The 17,870-nt window shown below is 67.3% G+C and carries 17 protein-coding genes and 1 tRNA gene; 9 read left to right on the top strand and 9 right to left on the bottom strand.

The genetic code is table 11. The features are described 5' to 3' along the window. Window positions 1–126: 126 nt before the first annotated feature. From ACESMY_RS02325 to aroA, 4 genes are all read right to left on the bottom strand, one after another. Window positions 127–2,076 (bottom strand): DUF3857 domain-containing protein, encoded by a 1,950-nt coding sequence (locus ACESMY_RS02325; protein ID WP_372781754.1) that lies wholly within the window; start codon window positions 2,074–2,076, stop codon window positions 127–129. Between the two features lie 128 nt (window positions 2,077–2,204). Next, on the bottom strand, window positions 2,205–3,911 hold the full coding sequence (gene rpsA / locus ACESMY_RS02320) for a 30S ribosomal protein S1 (protein WP_372781752.1): 1,707 nt from the start codon (window positions 3,909–3,911) through the stop codon (window positions 2,205–2,207). 159 nt (window positions 3,912–4,070) lie between these two features. After that, the gene (gene cmk, locus ACESMY_RS02315) at window positions 4,071–4,745 is read right to left on the bottom strand and encodes a (d)CMP kinase (protein WP_372781750.1); all 675 of its coding nucleotides are present in this window, start codon (window positions 4,743–4,745) and stop codon (window positions 4,071–4,073) included. 70 nt (window positions 4,746–4,815) lie between these two features. Then, on the bottom strand, window positions 4,816–6,138 hold the full coding sequence (aroA, locus tag ACESMY_RS02310) for a 3-phosphoshikimate 1-carboxyvinyltransferase (RefSeq protein ID WP_372782290.1): 1,323 nt from the start codon (window positions 6,136–6,138) through the stop codon (window positions 4,816–4,818). A 183-nt stretch (window positions 6,139–6,321) separates the two neighbouring features. Here aroA and ACESMY_RS02305 point away from each other — a divergent pair, with 183 nt between their 5' ends. From ACESMY_RS02305 to ACESMY_RS02290, 4 genes are all read left to right on the top strand, one after another. Then, the gene (locus ACESMY_RS02305) at window positions 6,322–6,795 is read left to right on the top strand and encodes a TIGR02300 family protein (RefSeq protein ID WP_372781748.1); all 474 of its coding nucleotides are present in this window, start codon (window positions 6,322–6,324) and stop codon (window positions 6,793–6,795) included. 125 nt (window positions 6,796–6,920) lie between these two features. Then, a tRNA-Ala gene (locus tag ACESMY_RS02300) sits at window positions 6,921–6,996 on the top strand. A 149-nt stretch (window positions 6,997–7,145) separates the two neighbouring features. After that, window positions 7,146–7,364, top strand: coding sequence for a hypothetical protein (locus ACESMY_RS02295; RefSeq protein WP_372781746.1), 219 nt, complete (start codon window positions 7,146–7,148; stop codon window positions 7,362–7,364). 11 nt (window positions 7,365–7,375) lie between these two features. Further along, on the top strand, window positions 7,376–8,083 hold the full coding sequence (locus ACESMY_RS02290) for a DUF4336 domain-containing protein (RefSeq protein WP_372781744.1): 708 nt from the start codon (window positions 7,376–7,378) through the stop codon (window positions 8,081–8,083). Window positions 8,084–8,204: 121 nt separating this feature from the next. Here ACESMY_RS02290 and ACESMY_RS02285 read toward each other — a convergent pair whose 3' ends face one another. Then, window positions 8,205–9,260: an alpha/beta fold hydrolase gene (locus ACESMY_RS02285; RefSeq protein ID WP_372781742.1), complete on the bottom strand. Its 1,056-nt coding sequence runs from the start codon at window positions 9,258–9,260 to the stop codon at window positions 8,205–8,207. 136 nt (window positions 9,261–9,396) lie between these two features. Between ACESMY_RS02285 and ACESMY_RS02280 the strand changes: the two genes are divergently transcribed. After that, on the top strand, window positions 9,397–9,801 hold the full coding sequence (locus ACESMY_RS02280; RefSeq protein WP_372781740.1) for a winged helix-turn-helix transcriptional regulator: 405 nt from the start codon (window positions 9,397–9,399) through the stop codon (window positions 9,799–9,801). 122 nt (window positions 9,802–9,923) lie between these two features. On the opposite strand, the gene ACESMY_RS02275 is transcribed toward ACESMY_RS02280, so the two are convergent. Beyond that, the gene (locus tag ACESMY_RS02275) at window positions 9,924–10,868 is read right to left on the bottom strand and encodes a hypothetical protein (protein WP_372781738.1); all 945 of its coding nucleotides are present in this window, start codon (window positions 10,866–10,868) and stop codon (window positions 9,924–9,926) included. A 71-nt stretch (window positions 10,869–10,939) separates the two neighbouring features. Further along, on the bottom strand, window positions 10,940–11,518 hold the full coding sequence (locus ACESMY_RS02270) for a DoxX family protein (RefSeq protein WP_372781736.1): 579 nt from the start codon (window positions 11,516–11,518) through the stop codon (window positions 10,940–10,942). Between the two features lie 236 nt (window positions 11,519–11,754). On the opposite strand from ACESMY_RS02270, the gene ACESMY_RS02265 reads away from it, so the two are divergent. Beyond that, window positions 11,755–13,122: a cation:proton antiporter gene (locus tag ACESMY_RS02265; RefSeq protein ID WP_372781734.1), complete on the top strand. Its 1,368-nt coding sequence runs from the start codon at window positions 11,755–11,757 to the stop codon at window positions 13,120–13,122. A gap of 143 nt (window positions 13,123–13,265) precedes the next feature. On the opposite strand, the gene ACESMY_RS02260 is transcribed toward ACESMY_RS02265, so the two are convergent. Then, window positions 13,266–13,937 carry a TetR/AcrR family transcriptional regulator gene (locus ACESMY_RS02260; protein WP_372781732.1) on the bottom strand — a complete coding sequence of 224 codons (672 nt, stop codon included), beginning with the start codon at window positions 13,935–13,937 and terminating at the stop codon, window positions 13,266–13,268. 73 nt (window positions 13,938–14,010) lie between these two features. Beyond that, on the bottom strand, window positions 14,011–16,167 hold the full coding sequence (locus ACESMY_RS02255; RefSeq protein WP_372781730.1) for a TonB-dependent receptor: 2,157 nt from the start codon (window positions 16,165–16,167) through the stop codon (window positions 14,011–14,013). A gap of 180 nt (window positions 16,168–16,347) precedes the next feature. On the opposite strand from ACESMY_RS02255, the gene ACESMY_RS02250 reads away from it, so the two are divergent. The 3 genes from ACESMY_RS02250 (at window position 16,348) to ACESMY_RS02240 (ending at window position 17,822) form a co-directional block, all read left to right on the top strand. Further along, window positions 16,348–16,893 carry a hypothetical protein gene (locus tag ACESMY_RS02250; protein WP_372781728.1) on the top strand — a complete coding sequence of 182 codons (546 nt, stop codon included), beginning with the start codon at window positions 16,348–16,350 and terminating at the stop codon, window positions 16,891–16,893. Window positions 16,894–17,030: 137 nt separating this feature from the next. Further along, entirely contained in the window at window positions 17,031–17,453 is a 423-nt protein-coding gene (locus ACESMY_RS02245) for an Hsp20 family protein (RefSeq protein ID WP_372781726.1), read from the top strand. Window positions 17,454–17,567: 114 nt separating this feature from the next. Then, the gene (locus ACESMY_RS02240) at window positions 17,568–17,822 is read left to right on the top strand and encodes a DUF1150 family protein (protein ID WP_372782288.1); all 255 of its coding nucleotides are present in this window, start codon (window positions 17,568–17,570) and stop codon (window positions 17,820–17,822) included. The last annotated feature ends 48 nt before the right edge of the window (window positions 17,823–17,870 follow it).

Raw genomic sequence — 17,870 nt, 5'->3', positions numbered from 1 at the left:
TGGGCGAGTCCGCCTTTGTATTCAAGGCGTAAAAAGGCTTTGTGCGCACGAGCGGTGGAGCTTGTTCATCGACGCGACGCCACAACCGGTACGGGCATGGCCGTTCGAATACATCCGCCGGCAGGCCTAGGCCGGGGCGCGCACCAAGCTGTCGACATCGCGCAGCTTGCGGATGGCGGCGTTGGCCGTCTCGGCGTCGGCGGCGCTGATCTCCGGCGTCACCGAGCGTTGGTCCACCGTGAAGCTGGCGACATTGCCCACGACCGCCGAGAGGCTGACGATCTCGTAGCCGCCCACATGCTCTGTGCCGGTCGGCCCGCGGACCGTATAGCCCTTGCCGTCTCCCGGCAGGACGATCTCGGTGCGCGAGCGGGTGAATACGGGATAGGGCACGGCGAACGGGGCGTCGCTGTTGGGCCCCGGCTCACGCTTGGGGAACGGGCGGGGAGAGGCCGTCGACGACACCTTGTATTCCCGCAGGTTCAGGTCCTGGTTCTTGCGCCAGTCCATGTCCGCCGTGCCGGTCAGCTCGATGACGAACAGGCCCTTGGCCGGGTCGTCGCGCCAGGTGACGTCCTGGATGTCCAGGCCGTTGGCCGCATTGGAGAACTGCTGGCGGAAGGCGCGCTCGAAGTCCGCCTTCGGGGCTTTCGCCAGGCTGGCGCGCATGGAGTTGGCGAGGATGCCGCTGGCGGTCAGCGTGATGTGCACCGGAGCCTTGGCGTCGAGACCCTTGGACGCATCGAGCCGCACGACTGTCTCGATGGTCGGCACATTGATCTGGTGCTCGACAATGGCCTCCAGCGCCGCGCCCTGCGGACGCACTGGCAGGCCCCAGCGGTGCGGCGGCGGCTGCATGGCCTGGGCGTTGCGATCGCCGGTACGTGTGCCGTCCAGCCAGAAGGACTCGCCCTTGATCTTCACGCGCACGATCACGTGGTTGAAGGCGGCGAGCGAAGGCGGCAGCTCATTGATCCCGTCGCCAGCGCCGAGGTTCACCAACACCGGCTCGGCCTCGACACCGAGGTTCTTCAGCAGCGCCAGCAGGAGCGCTGTCTTGGCCTTGCAGTCGCCGAAGCGCCGGGTCCAGGTGTCGTCGGCGTTGGCCGGCACATAGCCGCCCTCGCCCATGCCGATGAAGAAGTAACGGGTTTTATCCTCGACGAGCTGCAGGGCCTGGAAGGCGCGTTCCTTGGGATCGCTGGTGCGCGCGGCGATGGCGTCCGCCTCGGCCTTGATCGGCGAGGTCGGGCCGATCTGCGAGGCCTTGTCGTAGAGCGGGGCCATCAGCTTGGAGATGTCGTTCCAGCTCTGGAAGCTGGTGGCCTCGAGCTGCCCGACCCGGCGGAACCGAAGCGGCGCGCCCAGCGGGGCCTTGGGCGCCAGGGCCCCGGTCAGGTCGATCGCCAGGACCGTGCGGCCGTCCTTGGCGCTGACGCTCGGATCGCCGAAGCCGGGCGTGGTCTTCCACTGGACGGTCTCACCCTTCGGCCAGGAGACGATCGCACGATAGCGGCCCACGACGCCCGAGAAGGCGAGGCGCTCGGCGTCGAAGGAGTGGCCCTGCACCACCGGGTCGGCATGGGTGCGGGTGATGGCCAAGTCGAGGATGTCGCCGGTCTGCAGGCCGTCGATCTGCCGCGAGGCGGTGATCCGGCCATCGAGGCTCGCCTGTTCGAGATTGGCCTCGCGCCGCAGGACCAGCATCGCTTTGGGATCTTCCAGCAGGTCGATCGCCTTGCCGTCGCGGATGATCTTCAGGGTGTGGAAGGTGATCGTCTCGGTGTCCGGGCTCCAGACCACATTGATCGACTTCACGCCTGAGAGGCCCTCGGGCTTCAGGATCTTGATGACGCGGCGGTTGTAATAGCTGTCGCCGGAGGGATCGAGGCGGCTCTGATGGTCGTCGAGCAGCACCTGGAGCGCGGGCGCGCCGTCGCCCGACGGCGGCGGCGGAATGGCGGCGACATCGACCCAGGCCGGCGGCGCGCCGAAGGCGGGCTTGTCGGCGGCGAAGGCGGGGAACGCGCAGGCCGCGGCGGCCAGGGCGGAACAGAGAACCAGACGTAACGACAAGAGGACGCTCCCGGGGCGCCGAAGCGGCGCTGGCCTACACGATAGGGCGGAAGCGTAAAAAGAAAACGGCGGACCGATTGCTCGATCCGCCGCTGTTTCGTTCGAAGCCCGCGGGCCTTTCGCGAAACCTAGTCCTTCTGAGCCTTCTCGCGGAGGGCCGCGCCCAGGATGTCGCCGAGCGAAGCGCCGGAATCCGACGCGCCGAACTTCTCGATGGCTTCCTTTTCCTCGGCCATCTCCAGGGCCTTCACCGACAGGGACACGCGGCGCGCGGCCTTGTCGACATTGGCGATCTGGGCGTCCAGGCGGTCGCCGACGGCGAACCGTTCCGGCCGCTGGTCCGCGCGGTCGCGGCTGAGGTCCGACTTGCGGATGAAGGCCGTCATCGGGGCTTCATCCTCGCCGAACTTCACCTCGATGCCGCCCGAGGTGATCTCGGTGACGGTGACCGTGACGGTCTGGCCCTTGCGGTAGGTGTCGCCGGTCATCGGGTCGCCGGCCAGCTGCTTGATGCCCAGCGAGATGCGTTCCTTCTCGACGTCGACGTCGAGCACCTTGGCCTTGACCATGTCGCCCTTGTTGTACTTGGCGATGGCTTCCTCGCCGGGCACGGCCCAGTCGAGGTCGGAGAGGTGCACCATGCCGTCGATGTCGTTGTCGAGGCCGATGAACAGGCCGAACTCGGTGGCGTTCTTGACCTCGCCCTCGACGGTCGAACCGACCGGGTGAGCCGCCACGAAGGCGTCCCACGGATTGGCCATGGCCTGCTTGAGGCCGAGCGACACGCGGCGCTTGGACGGATCGACGTCGAGCACGACCACTTCGACTTCCTGCGAGGTCGAGACGATCTTGCCCGGATGGACGTTTTTCTTGGTCCAGGACATTTCGGAGACGTGCACCAGGCCTTCGACGCCGGGCTCCAGCTCCACGAAGGCGCCGTAGTCGGTGATGTTGGTGATGCGGCCGGTGAACTTCGCGCCCACCGGGTACTTGGCTTCCACGCCGTCCCAGGGGTCGGACTGCAGCTGCTTCATGCCGAGCGAGATGCGCTGGGTATCGGGGTTGATCTTGACGATCTGCACCTTGACCGTGTCGCCCACCGCCAGCACCTGGCTGGGATGGTTGACGCGCTTCCAGCTCATGTCGGTGACGTGCAGCAGGCCGTCGATGCCGCCGAGGTCCACGAACGCACCGTAGTCGGTGATGTTCTTGACCACACCTTCGCGGACTTCGCCCTCTTGCAGCTGGGAGACCAGCTCGGTGCGCTGTTCGGCGCGGGCTTCCTCGAGGATGGCGCGGCGGGAAACGACGATGTTGCCGCGCGGACGATCCATCTTAAGGATCGCAAACGGTTGTTCGCGGCCCATCAGGGGGCCGACGTCGCGGACGGGGCGGATGTCGACTTGCGAGCCGGGCAGGAAGGCTGAGGCGCCGCCGAGGTCGACGGTGAAGCCGCCCTTCACGCGGCCGACGATGGAGCCCATGACCGGCTCGTTGCGCTCGTAGACGGCCTCGAGGCGGGTCCAGGCTTCCTCGCGGCGGGCCTTGTCGCGGGAGAGGACGGCTTCGCCCATGGCGTTCTCGACGCGTTCGAGGAACACCTCGACGGTGTCGCCGACCTTGATCGGGTCCTTGCCTTCTTCGTCGCCGAATTCCTTCAGCGAGACGCGGCCCTCGGTCTTGAGGCCCACGTCGATGATGGCGATGTCCTTCTCGATCGCCACGACCTTGCCCTGGACAACCTGACCTTCCATGAAGTCGCGGCCGCCAAGGGACTCGTCCAACAGCGCCGAGAAATCGTCGCGCGTCGGGTTCATGCTCATATCGTCAGCCATAGAATCTCTTGTCTTTCGAATGACTTGAGGGCCCGCACGCCAACAGGCGCCGGACGCAATCCCCACGTCGGGTTAAGGGTTGAACCGAAGGCGTGGGGCATACCCCGCGCTTTAGTGAATCTGCCCGCAGCCGTACGAGGTGAAAGCGCGTTGGGATTGCTAGCTGGTCGTATTCCAGCGGGCTCGCGCGACCTCGACGATGCGGCGGGCCGCATCGGCGGCCTGCTCTATAGTCATTTCGGAGGTGTCCAGCAAGACGGCGTCGGGCGCGGGCTTCATCGGCGCGGCGTCGCGGCCCCCGTCGCGGGCGTCGCGGCGGCGGATGTCGGCGAGCACATCCTTCTGGCTGACCCGCTCGCCCTGCGCCTTCAGCTGGGTCCAGCGCCGGTGGGCGCGGACCTTCGGCGAGGCGGTGACATAGAGCTTGGCCGGGGCGTCCGGCGCGATGACGGTGCCGATGTCGCGCCCGTCGAGCACGGCGCCGCCCTCCTGCCGGGCGAAGGTGCGCTGGAACTCCATCAGGGCGTTGCGCACGCGGGGATGCACCGCCACCCGGCTGGCCAGTTCGCCGGCGGCGCGGGTCCTGAGCGCCGGATCGTCGAGCTGGTCGGCGGTGAGGAGGGCCGCGGCCGCGCAGGCGGCGGCCTCGTCGTCGAGGTTCCCGCGCGCCTTCTTCATCAGCACGCCGACGCAGCGGTAGAGCAGGCCGGTGTCCAGCACCGGCAGCTTGTAGGCCTTGGCGAGCCCGGTCGCGATGGTCCCCTTGCCCGAGGCCGCCGGCCCGTCGACGGCGATCACGAAGAATCGCGGCCGGTCGCTGGCGTACTCGCTCATATGCGGCCCCCGGCGCTGCGCGCCGCCCTCTCCCTGCCCTCTCCCTCTCCGCTGGGCGGGGGGAGAGGAGTCACGCCTCGATCTCCGCGCCGAGGGCGCGCATGAGGGTCAGGAAGCCGGGGAAGCTGGTGGCGATCATGCCGGGTTCGTCGACGGCGACGGGCTGATCCGACGCGAGGCCGAGGATCAGGTGGCTCATGGCGATGCGGTGGTCGCCGTGGGTGGCGACGCGGGCGCCGCCGGCCACCCCGTGGTTGGCGCGCACCGAGCCGACCACCGTCAGGCTGTCGGGCCCCTCCTCGACGCCGACCCCGCAGGCGGCGAGGCCCGCGGCCATCAGGGCGATCCGGTCGCTCTCCTTGACCCGCATCTCGCCGATGCCGCGCATCACCGTCGGGCCCTGGGCGAAGGCCGCGGCGACGGCGAGGATCGGATATTCGTCGATCATCGAGGGCGCGCGCTCGGGCGGCACCTCGACGCCAGTGAGCTCGGAATGCCGCGCCGTGACGTCGGCGACGGTCTCGCCCCCCTCCTCGCGGACATTGGTGACGGAAAGGTCGGCGCCCATGTCGCCCAGGGTCTCCAGGAGGCCGATGCGCAAGGGGTTGAGCAGCATGCCCTCGACGGTGACCGACGAGCCCGGGGTAATCAGGGCGGCGACCAGCGGGAAGGCGGCCGAGGACGGGTCGCCGGGGACGCGGACGGCGGTCCCGGTCAGCGACTGGCCGCCGGCCAGGACGATGCGTCGCGCATTCCCCCCGTTGGCGCCTTCCTCGCTCACCAGCACCTCGGCGCCGAAGGCCCGCAGCATGCGCTCGGTGTGGTCGCGGGTGGCTTCCGGCTCGATCACCTCGGCCCCGCCCTCGGCCTGCAGCCCGGCCAGCAGCACGGCCGACTTCACCTGGGCCGAGGGTTCCGGCAGCCGATAGGCGATCCGCTTCAAGCCCCCGCCCCGCAAGGTCAGCGGCAACCGCCCGCCCGCCCGGCAGATCCAGCGCGCGCCCATCTCGCCCAGCGGCTTCAGCACCCGGTTCATCGGCCGCCCGCGCAGCGAGACGTCGCCGGTGAAGGTGGCGGCGAGGTCGAAGCCGGCCGCGGCCCCCATGATCAGCCGCACCCCGGTGCCGGCGTTGCCGCAATCGACGACGTCGGCCGGCTCCGAAAACCCGCCCTTGCCCTCGATCCGCCAGCGGCCTTCGCCGATCCGTTCGACCCCCGCGCCAAACGCCGCCATGGCCTGGGCGGTGCGCTTGACGTCGTCGCCCTCCAGCAGGCCCTCGACCTCGGTGACGCCATGGGCCAGCGCGCCCAGGATGAGCGCGCGGTGCGAAATGGATTTGTCCCCCGGGGCGCGCAGCACGCCCGTCAGCGGGCCGGCGCGTCTCGCCTTCATCTCGACCGCGGCCGAGCCGGCCGCCGGGGCGGTCATGGACGCCGCCGTCATCTGTTTGGTCCGAGCCTCCGCAGGCTTGCGGTTTCGAGAGGGGGGTTTGCTTTTGACAGCCGCCCCCCCGCGTGGCAAGGGAGCCCGCCTCGCAATCGCGACCCCCAACATATTCTCAAAGGACCATCGCCTTTGGCCAATCCCGAGCTGGGCTCCAAGCAAGTCTGCCCCAACTGCCAAGCGAAATTCTACGACCTGACCAAGCGGCCGGCGCACTGCCCCAAGTGCGACACCGAATTCGACCCTGACGAGGCGGTGCGCAACCGCCGCACCCGCGCCCGCGCGGTCGTCCCCGAGCCCGAGGCCGAGGAAGAGCGCGACGACCAGGTCGCCGCCGACGCCGAGGCCGAGGAGGAGGAAGAAGAGGAAGAAGAAGTCGTCACCCCGGAGCTCGACGAGGTGATCGACGACCCCGTGCTGGCCGCCGACGACGACGAGGACGCGGAACCCGCGCCCGCCGTCTCCGAGGACCTCGGCGAATTCACCGACGAGGAAGAGGTCGAGGACGACGCCGACGTGCCGTTCCTGGAGGACGACGACGAGGACGAGTTCGACGAAACCGAGATCGAAGGCCTGCCCGACGAAGGGGATGTCGACGACCGCTGATCCGGGCGGATTCGGCCCGCGGCGAAAAACCCCGAAAATGGCGGGTTGATCGCCGGGGGCTGTTTGAATAGGTTCCGCGCCTTCCCGGCGGGCCGAAAGGTCGCGCAGGAAGACCCAAGGACCTTGGGGCTATAGCTCAGCTGGTAGAGCGCTTGAATGGCATTCAAGAGGTCAGCGGTTCGACTCCGCTTAGCTCCACCATGGAGGCCCGCCGGGAAACCGGCGGGCCTTCGCCTTTTGGGGGTGGGGTGGGGACCTAGGTCCGCTTCTGACTCATTGAAGACATTCGCGAGGTCGGCTTGTTGGCGCGGCCGCGCGTATCGCTGCCAACATAGAGTAGGCGGTAAGGTGTGTTCGGAACGGAACAAATTGACCCTGAGCCGCCAGAACCGGAACTCGATATGTGGCTTGTGGACGAGGCCCTGGGAATGACCCAAGGCTATGTGCTCGACTTCAGCGATAAGACTTTCAACGACTTCGTTCGACGCACGTTCGGGATAGATGTCACGATTGCCGCTTTCGCGCTCGCGGTCCCGCAATGGGTGGAAAATGAATCCCTCGGGCACTAGCCTGCGGTGCGATGCTGGAGCCGCTGGGCACTGACCTTTGGTTCGCGGATGGAGGACTCGTTTCCTTCAACGGCTTCGCCTATCCGACCCGGATGGCCGTCGTCCGCCTCGCCGATGGCGGCCTTTGGCTATGGTCGCCGATAGCAAAGACCGCGGCGATCGAGGACGAGGTTCGGGCCCTAGGCTCGGTTCGACACATCGTGAGCCCCAACAACCTGCACTATCTGTTTCTCGCAGAGTGGCAGGCCGCCTTTCCGGATGCGAAACTCTGGGGAACCGCCTCGACCATCAGAAAGCGGGACGCTCTCCAGTTCGCCGGCGCGCTGGCGGACGAGCCGCCGGCTGGCTGGGCCGGCCAGATCGATCAGTTCTATTTCACCAATTCGCCCTTCGTGGACGAGGTGATCTTCTTCCATCGCGCCTCCAGCACCGCGATCATCGCCGACCTGTCGCAAACGTTCAGCGAAGCCTTCCTTGAGCGCCATTGGCCATGGTGGTTGAGGTCGATTGCGAGGCGCTCCGGAATGATCGAAGGGCGAGGCGCCGCCCCCATCGACTACCGGCTCAGTTTTCGCCACCGCGCGAAAGCGCGTCCCAAGATCCGCACCTTGATCGAACGACATCCCCAGCACGTCCTCGTCGCGCATGGCGAGGTCGTCAGAACAGGCGGCGAGTCCTTTTTGCTTCGATCCTTTTCCTGGCTCCTCCGGAGCCGCTGAATTCCACTCCGGGTCGCACCTGCGCCGCGCGCGCAGCGGACATCGAGCGGCGCGCCTGACAGTCCGATTGCGGGCGCGGACCCGATGTCCGCTCCTGGCGCGATGCCGTCCTAAAGTGCGGTTAGGCGCCTGCGGGTGATGCAAGCGGTCGGACATTCCGGACGATCCACGCGTCCAGGGCGGCCGGCTGCTCGAAGGGCGGGTTGTGGGCGCTCTGCTCGAACCAGACGAACGCCTTTCGGGGCGCGCGAACCTGCTCATAGAAATCGTGGGCGACGCTGGCCTCGGACTGGCGGTCGTAACGGCCAGACAGCAGGAAGATCGGCGTCGAGAAGACCTGCGGCCGGTCGTCCATCACGAAGCGCGAGAACTCACCCTGGGTGAGTCGGTTACTGAACTCGCCGCTACCTTGGAAGGCCAGGAAGTCGCGCCAGTTCGCCTCCGAATGACGCAGTCCGGCCAGGATCAGATCGCCGTAGCCCATGTCGCGGTGGAAGGAGCCGCCGTAGGTCATCATGAGGTCGCGGGGCGTAAAGATCGGCTGGCCTGGCCGCGGCGGCGGACCGAGGGCCACGAGCTGGGCCTCGCCGCGCTTGTCATGGCGCGCCCGGGCTTCGGCCAACGCCCAAGCGTAGGAGCGCCGTTCGCTCTTCGGCACATCGGCCACCTGACCCACCCCGACGTAGGCCGCCACCTTTTCGGGATGCTGCTGCGCATAGAGGACACCTGGGACAGTGCCCCAGGAATGACCCACCAGGACGACCTTGCGCTGGCCGAACCGCGTCAGGACCGTATCGATCACCACGCTCAGGTCGTCCACGTACTGCTGGATGGTGAGGGCGGTGGGCTTCGCCGCATGCGGATCGTAGTTCTGTCCGGCGTACCGTTGGTCCCAATAGACCACCACGAAATGGTTCTCGAGACCGGAGTCATAGTGACGCAGCGCGGTCGTCTCGCTCGAGCCGGGCCCGCCATGAATCCAGATCAAAATCGGATTGCGTCGGTCGCGCCCGCGGATCGTCACCGACTGCGGCACGCCATTCACCGAGATTCGCTCCATGGTCGCGACGCTTTGTGGAAGGGGCCTGCCGTCGGGACCGCGGAAGGCCGGGGTCGAGACCGGCCAGACCATCCTGGTCGCCATCCCCAGCAGGGCCAATCCGATTGCGACGGTCAACGCGATCGCGAGACGTCGAAAGGTGCGCGCCATATCCGATCCCCCGGCGTGCCGGCTCGCCATCTTCCGAGGGCGCAGCAACGTCTGAAGTGAACGGTGCCTTCCTAAATTGCATAGTGCAAGTTAGGATAAGTTCATGAATGCGCCGTTCCGGTCTCGCTGCCCGATCGCGTCCTCGCTCGATCTCCTGGGAGACCGGTGGACTCTCGTGGTGATCCGGACGCTGATGGCCGGCGCCACCAGTTTCAGTGATCTGCTGGCGGCGCCCGAGAAGATCGCCACCAATGTCTTGGCTGATCGGCTTGCCCGGCTGGAAGCCTCAGGCCTTGTCAGCGCCAGCGCGCGGCGTGGCGTGGGCAAGGTTCGAAAGACCTATCGGTTGACGCGTGCTGGCGCCGATCTCCTCCCGGTGTTGCAAGCGCTGTCCGCCTGGGGGGAGGCGAACATCCCGGGCCGTTGGCGGACGCCGGACTGGTTCAAGGCCGCGCGTGCGGAAGATCTGTTGCAGACGGAGCTTGGGCTGACTGACGATCCAAATTGAACGTCTGCTCTTTGGCGAAGCGTCGATGTCTGCTTCTGGCGCGCTGCGGACATCGGACCTGGATCAACGCTGGCGGCAAAGTCGCAGGCCAAAGCGCCCGCGCCCTCACCCAAGCGCGACGCCTAGCGCGCAGGCGTCGCCAGCTTCAGGGCTCGCTCGACGGCGCGCGCGCCGGCCAGGACGTTGGCCATCGCATAGTTGCCCTCGTGACAGGCGAACTCGTAGAGCGGCGCATCGATGCTGACGAACGCCATCTCCGCCCGCCAGGGACGGGCAAAGATCGCGGGATCCTCGACGGTGAATTCATATTTCAGGGCGGCAGGCGCGACCCGCGTGAACCGTTCCACAACCTTCGCTTCGGCGGTGGAGAAGAACGGCGCCTGGCTCAACGGCGCGTCCGCGCGCAGATTGGTTGTCTCGACGACCAGGGTGTCCTTCTCCCAATGACCGATGGAGTCGCCGGTCCAAGGCCTGATCTGCGACGGCAAATGCGCCCCGCCCATCCGGATGATCCGCAACTCGCTGTTGTTCTCCGCCAGGATCGCGATCTGGTCGCGGGTCTGCACGAACCGATAGTTTGCGTTGTAGGGCGCGTTCAGCATGATCGGCCCCATGGCGCCCCAACTCGGAAGCAGGCAGCGATCGCCGGCCACGGGGCGTGACTCGGGACCGTCGAAAGCTTCGATCTGGGCCTTGGCGAACACCGCCGCCCGACGTTTGCCCTCGGCCGAGTACGGCAGCTGCCCGTCGTCGGGGTCGATCAGCCACGAGGTCCGAAACTCCCCGTCCACCCGGGCGAGGCGCGCGCCGTCCCACCACTCGCTTTCGGTTCCGCCGACGTTTGCCGCCGTGCTGGCCGGCGAGTAGCTGGTCATCAGTTTGCGCTCGGCCGCCGGCACATCGTCGGGCTGCACAGCCAGCGGCAGGAGCCCGGCGGGGCGTTGCAGCCGGGTGAGCGAATTGTTGTTCCAAACACCACTGAGGTCAGGGGCGCCGAAAGCGTTGCGCGGGGCCTGATAGGCTTGCCCTTCGGCGCCGGCCGCCGACAGGCATACGAGGCAAGCCACGGTCAGCCCGCACAGCGCGCTCCCAATCGACTTCACATTCATGCTTAAAAGGTCCCCCGCCGGAATGGCGCTTATTCGTCCTCGGCCACCACGCCCGCCCTTGATGTCAGCACACGCCAGCCCGGCGATCGGACGAGTGCGAAGGCTCCATCTCCCATGACCGCCTGAAGACCCAACAACGCCAACCACACAAGGGGGAGCTCCGCGCCGCCTGCGGTAAAATAGAATCCCTTTCGTACGAACCAGAATTGCGCCGCTCCGATCATCATCGGCATGGCGTAGACGGCCACATAGCGCGCCAGCACACCCGGTATCAGAAGCAGAGCGCCCGCAATCTCCGCCGACAGCACGTAGGCCGGCACGACGGACGGGTAGCCGGCCTTCAGCAGGTTGCCCCACCACGCCGCCAGGCCGCCAGGCAGAACCGCGAACTTCCAGTAAAGGTGCGCGATGAACAGGGCGCCCAGGAGCAGTCTCAGCAGAAGCGTCCCTCGCTCCACCGTCGTGCGTCCGTCCATGAACCGGCCCTCGACAACGCCCAAATCCCGTAACCGGAGTCTCTGACCGTCCGCAATGAGTCGGACGCCCATTGCTGAGCGGCGCGCGATGATGCTGATGCTTTGCCAGACGGCGATCGCCAGCTCGTTCATCTACCTGGTGGCCTGGATGCTGCCCTGGCCGCGCCGAACTCGGCCTGGGTGGGGCGATGACCTCAGGTCGGCAACTGAGTCCTAGCTGACATTGGGAATGTCCGCTTCGGTGAGCCTCGCCGCCGCGCGTCTCCGATGGCGGGCATTTGACAGCCGGCGACTCCGCGGGCCAAGTCGGTGAAGCTTCGCTGTCGCCAACGGGGAGGTGTGTGACGCAAAACCCCGGGGGATCGCCGATGGGAACCGTCGTGGAACAGCCACGCGCGAGGCTGCGGCCCTACCTCTGGCTGATCTTCTCGGTGGCCGGCTTCGCCGGTATTTCCTACGGCGTCGGCGATCAGATCCTGCAACGGCTGGCGAGCCTTGAGGACGCGCCGACCGCGCCGGTGCTCGCCGCGCTCGTGCTGTTCGCGGTCTGCAGCTTCATCAGTTTCCATGCCACGCGCGGCACCCCCTTGCCGTCGTTTGTGGTCGCCATCGCGCTGGGCGTCGCCGGCCATACGCTGTTTGCGCCCATCGTCGCCAATCCGGTGGCGTTGGCGTCGCTGGTCACCGCAAGCGCGGCGATCATCCTGTTCAGCGGCGGCGTCGAAATGCCTCTGAAGGATTTCTGGCGCCTGTTTGTGAAGATTGCTCTGCTGGCGTTGCCGGGCGTGCTGATCACAGGGTTCGCCTTTTCATGGGTGGTCGGGCGGATCGGCGGCGGCTTCGGCGTCGCGCTCGCGGCTCCTGTGGTGATTCTGCTGGGGGCCATCCTCGCGTCCACCGACCCGGCGGCGATCATCCCGGTGCTCCAGGACGTCCGGTTCAAGCGCCGCACGGCCAAGGACATCGTGGTGGCCGAGAGCGCGCTGAACGACGTGGCGGGCTCCCTCCTGACCTCGGCATTCCTGAAACTGTCGCTGGTCGGGCTGACGGTGACGACGGCCTATCGCGCCCTGGCCACCCCCGGAACCTACCGGTTCCTGGGCGAGCAGGTAGGGTTCGGCGTCCTGTTCGGGATCGGCGGCTTCCTGCTCCTGTGGCTGCTCACCCACGTCAAGCGCGGGCACGCCGCGCGCTACGGCGCCGATCAGGTCTACTTCCTCGCCGCGCCCATCATCGCCTTCGTCGGGGCCGCCGTCTTCGGTGGCAGCGGCTTCCTTGCCGCGTTCGTCGCCGGCCTGCTGTTCGATGTCGAAGAGCACATGAAGGAGATCGAGCACTTCTTCTACCAGGTGATCGATGGGGTCGCGAAGCCGGTGATCTTCCTGCTGGTGGGCGCGCTCGTGGATGTCCGCGCCCTGATCGCCTATGCCCCGCTGGGCATCGCCGCGGCGCTGGTCTTTATGTTCATCCTGCGTCCCGCGATGGTGTTCCTGATGATCGGCGTCTTCGGTTTTGTGCGCGGCGGCCGGGGGCTGAGTTGGAGGGAGTTGCTGTTTATTTCCTTCGTGCGCGAAACCGGCGCGATCCCGGCGGTGCTGCTGGTGACCGCGGTCTCGCGGATGACGACGCCCGTCCATGGCCTGGTTGAAATCGGAATGTGGGTCATCCTCCTCACCTTGATCATAGCTCCGCCGCTAACGCCCTGGGTGGCGCGAAAGCTTGGGGTCGCCTCCTGATGATCGTCGAGGGGGCGCCGGCGGGGCCCGTGGAGGACCGGGAGCGCCGCGTGGGCGGCTGAAGCGGCAGCTGGTGCGGCTGCGGCATCGGCCGGGGGCGGTGCATCGGGCTGGGGCCTCGGAGGATGAGCCGGGCGGGAGGGCTAGCCCTTCAACGCCAGGAAGCCGGCGGCCATGAACCTCGCCATGCGGGCCTTGACCGCCGGGAAGTCGTCGGAGTGGCAGAGGCCGCCGGAGAGGCGGTCGATGCGGCCGGTGCGGGCGAAGGTGTTCATCAGGGCGCCGGTGACGAAGTGGTAGCCCCAGAAGATGTCCTCCTCCGGCGTGCCGGGCATGGCGCGCTTGAGGATCGAGACCAGCTTCAGGACCACCGGGTCGAAGTGGACGTCCATCAGCTCGGCGCCCTCCGGCATGTTGCTGACCCGGGCGCAGAAGGTGGCGTAGGTCATCAGGAGCTCGCCGCCCTCGATGTAGAGGTCGAGGTCGGTGTCGAGGAAGGCGTGCAGGGCGCCCTCGACGGTGGGGCGGTCGCCGGCCTCGGCGGCGTAGCGGTCGAGCGCCTCGATGCGGCGGCCGCTGGTGAGGCCGGCCCGGCGGGCGAAGACCGCCTCGAACAGGCTGCGCTTGTCCTCGAAATAGTAGTGCAGCAGCGTGGTGTGGACCCCGACCCGCAGGGCGACGTCGCGCAGGGTGACGCCGTGCAGGCCGTCGATCGAGAACAGGTACTCGGCCGCGTCGAGGATCTGCTCGAGCGTCTCGGCGCGCTGTTCCGCCTTGGTGCGGCGGACGCGTTTCGCCGTGGAATCCCGAGGCATCGCGCCTAACCCTTCAACCGCTTCCCCGCCCCGTAGTTGGCGCGCGGCCGGTGCTTGTCAATCGCGGGGCGGGCTAGAAGGTCTTCATCAGCCGCACGCCGTACTGGCGCGGCGGACCCATGAAGCGGAGGCCTGAATTCAGGGCGCCCATGTAGTGCTGGTCGGTGAGGTTGGTCGAATAGAGCGTCGCGACCAGGTCCTTGTGCGTCCAGGTGAGCTGGGCGCTGACGATGTCCCGCGCGCTCACCTGGTCACCCCGCGCGGCGTTCTCGAACAGCGTCGCCCACTGCTTGGAGACGTGACCGTAGTTGAGCCGGGGCGTCAGGGTGTCGCCGCCGGCCAGGTCGAAGACGTACTGGCCGCCGATGTTGAAGGTGAATTCCGGCGCATAGGTCTGCTCGTGGCCGTCGAGGTTGATGCAGGACGGGCTGGCGGGGCCCGACGCCGGATTGCAGGCGCCGGTGTTCGGGATCCGCGGATCGGTGGCGAAGAAGGCGCCGATCTCGCTGTGCATCAGCCCCAGGCCGGCGTCGAAGGACAGGGGCCCGAACACCGCCTCGGCCTGGGCTTCCATGCCGTAGATCTTGGTCGGGTTGGGGGTGTTGAGCTCGAAGCCGAAGGTGGGGAAGGTCGGGAAGCCGATGGTGACCTGGAAGTTCTGATAGTTGTTGTAGTAGGCGTTGAGCTGGGTGCGCAGATGGCCGTCCAGGAAGCCCGCCTTCCAGCCGATCTCGTATTCGGTGACCTTCTCCGAGCCAAAGGGGGCGGGGATGCCCAGGCCCACCGGCACGTTGAGGCCGCCGGGTCGGAAACCGGTGGCGACGAAGCCGTAGACGAAGTTGTGCGGGTCGATGGTCCAGTTCAGCGAGACCTTGCCCGAGGCGTTGGAGAACTTGACCGTCTGGTCGTCGCGGATCGGAGTTCCGAACTGGACGATCGCGACGTGGTTGGTTGTCCGCGCGTCGGAATAGCGGCCGCCCACCTGCAGCTCGAGACTGTCGGTCAGCTTGAAGCCGAGTTGGCCGAAGACCGCGCCGGTCTGCTTGGGATTGGTCCCCTCCAGGCGGTATTCGGTGAAGATGCTGCCGGTGGGCGTGTCGATGAAGAACTGGCCCGGCAGGAAGTCGAGCTTGTCGGTCTGCAGGTAGACGCCCAGCACGTAGGAGACGCGGCCCGTGCTCGGTGAGATCAGGTTGAGCTCCTCGGACCAGGTGGTCTCGTTCACCGAGTCGCCGAAGGTGAAGTTGGCGGCGCTGGTGCCGTCGAGGTCGGCCTGGTAGGCGGTGTTGCCCTTCTGGAAGCCGGTGACCGATCGCAGGGTGATCCCATTGGCCATCACATAGTCGATCTTCAGGCTGGTCCGGACGAAGCGGTCCAGGGCCTTGGTCGGGAAGTTGGCGGTGATGTGGAAGGGATCGTTGGTGGCGAGCACCGGGTCGGCCTGATAGCCGCCGAAGTCCAGATAGTTGTAGTCGGTCTTGAACAGCACCGACAGCGCCTCGGTGGGCTTCCAGAGCAGGCCGAGCCGCACGCTGCCGGTGCCCACGTCCGGATTGTTCGAACCCGGCCCGGTGACCTTGTAGAAGCTGTCCCGGCGTTCGGTGTCGAACGCCAGCCGCGCGGCGAAGGTGTCGCTGACCGGCAGGTTGACCGCGCCCTGGGCGGCGGCGTCCGCGTAGTTGCCCAGCTGGCCGGCCAGGTAGCCGTGATGCTCGCCGCCGATGATCGGGTCCTGCGAGGTGATGAACACCGCCCCGCCGGTGGCGTTCTGGCCCACGAACGTCCCCTGCGGGCCGCGCAACACCTCCACCCGGGCGATGTCGAAGTAGGGCTCGCCCTGGAAGTAGCCGGGGAAGGTCGCCACGCCGTCGCGGTAGGTGATGACGCCGGTGGTGGTCTGGCTGTTGTGCTCGGCCTTGCCGATGCCGCGGATGTTGAAGTCGTTGCCCTGACCGAAATTGTTGACCGTCACGCCGGGCATGGCGAACTGCAGCTGGTCGACCGTGAGCACGCCCTTCTGGTCGAGGGAGGCGCCGCTCAGCACCGTTGCCGCGATCGGGGTGGTCTGGAGGTTGGTGGTGCGGCGCTCGGCGGTGACCACCAGCTCCTGCACGACCGCCGAGGCCTTCTCGTCCTTGGCCGCCGATGACGAGGTGGTCTGCGCGGCCGCGGCCCCGCACCACGCCAGGGTCACAACAGACGCGCTCAGCCACAATGCGTGGATCTTCATGGTTCCGCCCCCTATGCCGGAATCGGCCTGCGCTCTTCGGCGCGTGTGGAGGGAAGCTGAGCCTAACTCACTCGTCCGTCAATACTGACTATCACACGAGTGAATGTCTTGGACCCTAGGCGAAGCGCGGCGCGGCGGACTATGCAAGGCGGGCCGACTGGCCAAACCGGGGTTCGCCACGTGACACGCCGCATCCTGACCGCCGCGCTGCTGGCCGCCCTCTCGGCCTCTCTGGCATTGGGCGCCTGTGACAAGCCGAAGGAGCGGCCGACGCCGCCGGACCCGTTCGCATCCCTGCCGCCGGAGCCGAACCAGACGGTCTCGACCGCGGGCCTGAGCAAGGGCCTGCCCCGGCGGCCGGAGCTCGGCGGCTTCACCCTGGATCACGCCGGCGACGCACACGACCCCCTGAACAAGCAGCCGGCGGTGACGTCGGCGGCGCGGTCGATCCTGCTCGACGGCTTCGGGTTCGATCCCATCGCCAAGGCGCCCGGCAAGGGCGTCGACGTGGTGATCGACGGCAAGGCCTATGGGACGGCCTACGGCAAGCACCGGCCGGACGTCGCCAACTACACCAGGACGCCCGGCCTGGCGGCGGTGGGCTTTTCGACGACGCTGCCGGCGGGGACGCTTGGGCCCGGGCCGCACATCGCCCTGGTGCGGGTCGTGGCCGCCGACGGCGCGGGCTATTACGAGAGCCCGCCGATCCGCTTCGAGGTGAAGTAGCGCGCGCGCTGAGCCGCCCGGCGCGGTCCGCACATTGAAAACACCGGCCCCGATCCCCAAATAATCCACATCCGGTCGAGCCGCGCCTTCTTGGGCGGCCCGGCCGGAGAGTCGCTTTCGACAAGGACTCGTTGAGGATGAACAGGTCGCTACTCTTCGACAGCCCGTTCCTTTTGGGCTTCGAGCACACCCGCAGTCTTATCGAGCGCGCCGCCAAGGCGGCCGCCGAGAGCTATCCACCCTACAATGTGGAAGACCGCGGGGATGGCGGTATCCGGATCACCCTGGCCGTGGCGGGCTTTTCGCCCGATCAGCTGGAGGTGAGCGTGGAGGACCGGCAACTGACGGTCATGGGACGCCGCGACGGCAACGCCGCGGCTTCCGAGGACGCCTACCTGCATCGCGGCATCGCCGCGCGCGGGTTCATCCGCAGCTTCGTTCTCGCCGATGGCATGGTCGTTGAAGAGGCAAGCCTCGAACACGGCCTACTGCACATAGATCTGGCCAGGCCCGAGCCGGAACGGCGAGTTCTCAAGGTGCCGATCCGCACCCGGGCCTAAGCAAAGATCAAACTGTGCAAAAATGAGACGGTCGGATGTCCGTCGTCTCAGCTATCGAACGGCCCGCTGAACCTGCGACCGTCCGAGGCGTTGAGTTTTACGGAGGTGGTCATGATGACGCCTATTCTATCGACTGAAGCTTTTGCCGCTCTTGGCGCGCCCGACCTTGTTTACGTGCGTCCAGTCAGTGCGGCCGAGATCCTGGCCAGCGTTCCTTCGACCCAGATCCAAGGGTTCGAGCTGGCCCCCGACCAGACCCTCTACGCGGTGCACCGCGCCGACGGCGAACGCCTTGCCGTGCTGACCGATCGCGACTCCGCGGTCGCCGCCGCCCTGGCCCATGAACTGGCGCCGGTTTCCGTCCACTAAGACCCAAAGCCCCTCCCACAGAACTCATCCCTCCTCTTTGGGGGAGGG

This window comes from Phenylobacterium sp., assembly GCF_041691455.1.
Taxonomy (GTDB): domain Bacteria; phylum Pseudomonadota; class Alphaproteobacteria; order Caulobacterales; family Caulobacteraceae; genus Phenylobacterium.
Note: the sequence above shows the minus strand (reverse complement) of the source record. Positions and strands in the feature narration are given on the sequence as shown.

What these genes read in the sequence shown, in the direction of transcription:
- rpsA (WP_372781752.1), bottom strand. Translation starts at nt 3,911, where the DNA reads ATGGCTGACGATATGAGCATGAACCCGACGCGCGACGATTTCTCGGCG.
- cmk (WP_372781750.1), bottom strand. Translation starts at nt 4,745, where the DNA reads ATGAGCGAGTACGCCAGCGACCGGCCGCGATTCTTCGTGATCGCCGTC.
- aroA (WP_372782290.1), bottom strand. Translation starts at nt 6,138, where the DNA reads ATGAAGGCGAGACGCGCCGGCCCGCTGACGGGCGTGCTGCGCGCCCCG.
- ACESMY_RS02290 (WP_372781744.1), top strand. Translation starts at nt 7,376, where the DNA reads ATGCTGGAGCCGCTGGGCACTGACCTTTGGTTCGCGGATGGAGGACTC.
- ACESMY_RS02280 (WP_372781740.1), top strand. Translation starts at nt 9,397, where the DNA reads ATGAATGCGCCGTTCCGGTCTCGCTGCCCGATCGCGTCCTCGCTCGAT.
- ACESMY_RS02270 (WP_372781736.1), bottom strand. Translation starts at nt 11,518, where the DNA reads ATGAACGAGCTGGCGATCGCCGTCTGGCAAAGCATCAGCATCATCGCG.
- ACESMY_RS02265 (WP_372781734.1), top strand. Translation starts at nt 11,755, where the DNA reads ATGGGAACCGTCGTGGAACAGCCACGCGCGAGGCTGCGGCCCTACCTC.
- ACESMY_RS02260 (WP_372781732.1), bottom strand. Translation starts at nt 13,937, where the DNA reads ATGCCTCGGGATTCCACGGCGAAACGCGTCCGCCGCACCAAGGCGGAA.
- ACESMY_RS02255 (WP_372781730.1), bottom strand. Translation starts at nt 16,167, where the DNA reads ATGAAGATCCACGCATTGTGGCTGAGCGCGTCTGTTGTGACCCTGGCG.
- ACESMY_RS02245 (WP_372781726.1), top strand. Translation starts at nt 17,031, where the DNA reads ATGAACAGGTCGCTACTCTTCGACAGCCCGTTCCTTTTGGGCTTCGAG.
- ACESMY_RS02240 (WP_372782288.1), top strand. Translation starts at nt 17,568, where the DNA reads ATGACGCCTATTCTATCGACTGAAGCTTTTGCCGCTCTTGGCGCGCCC.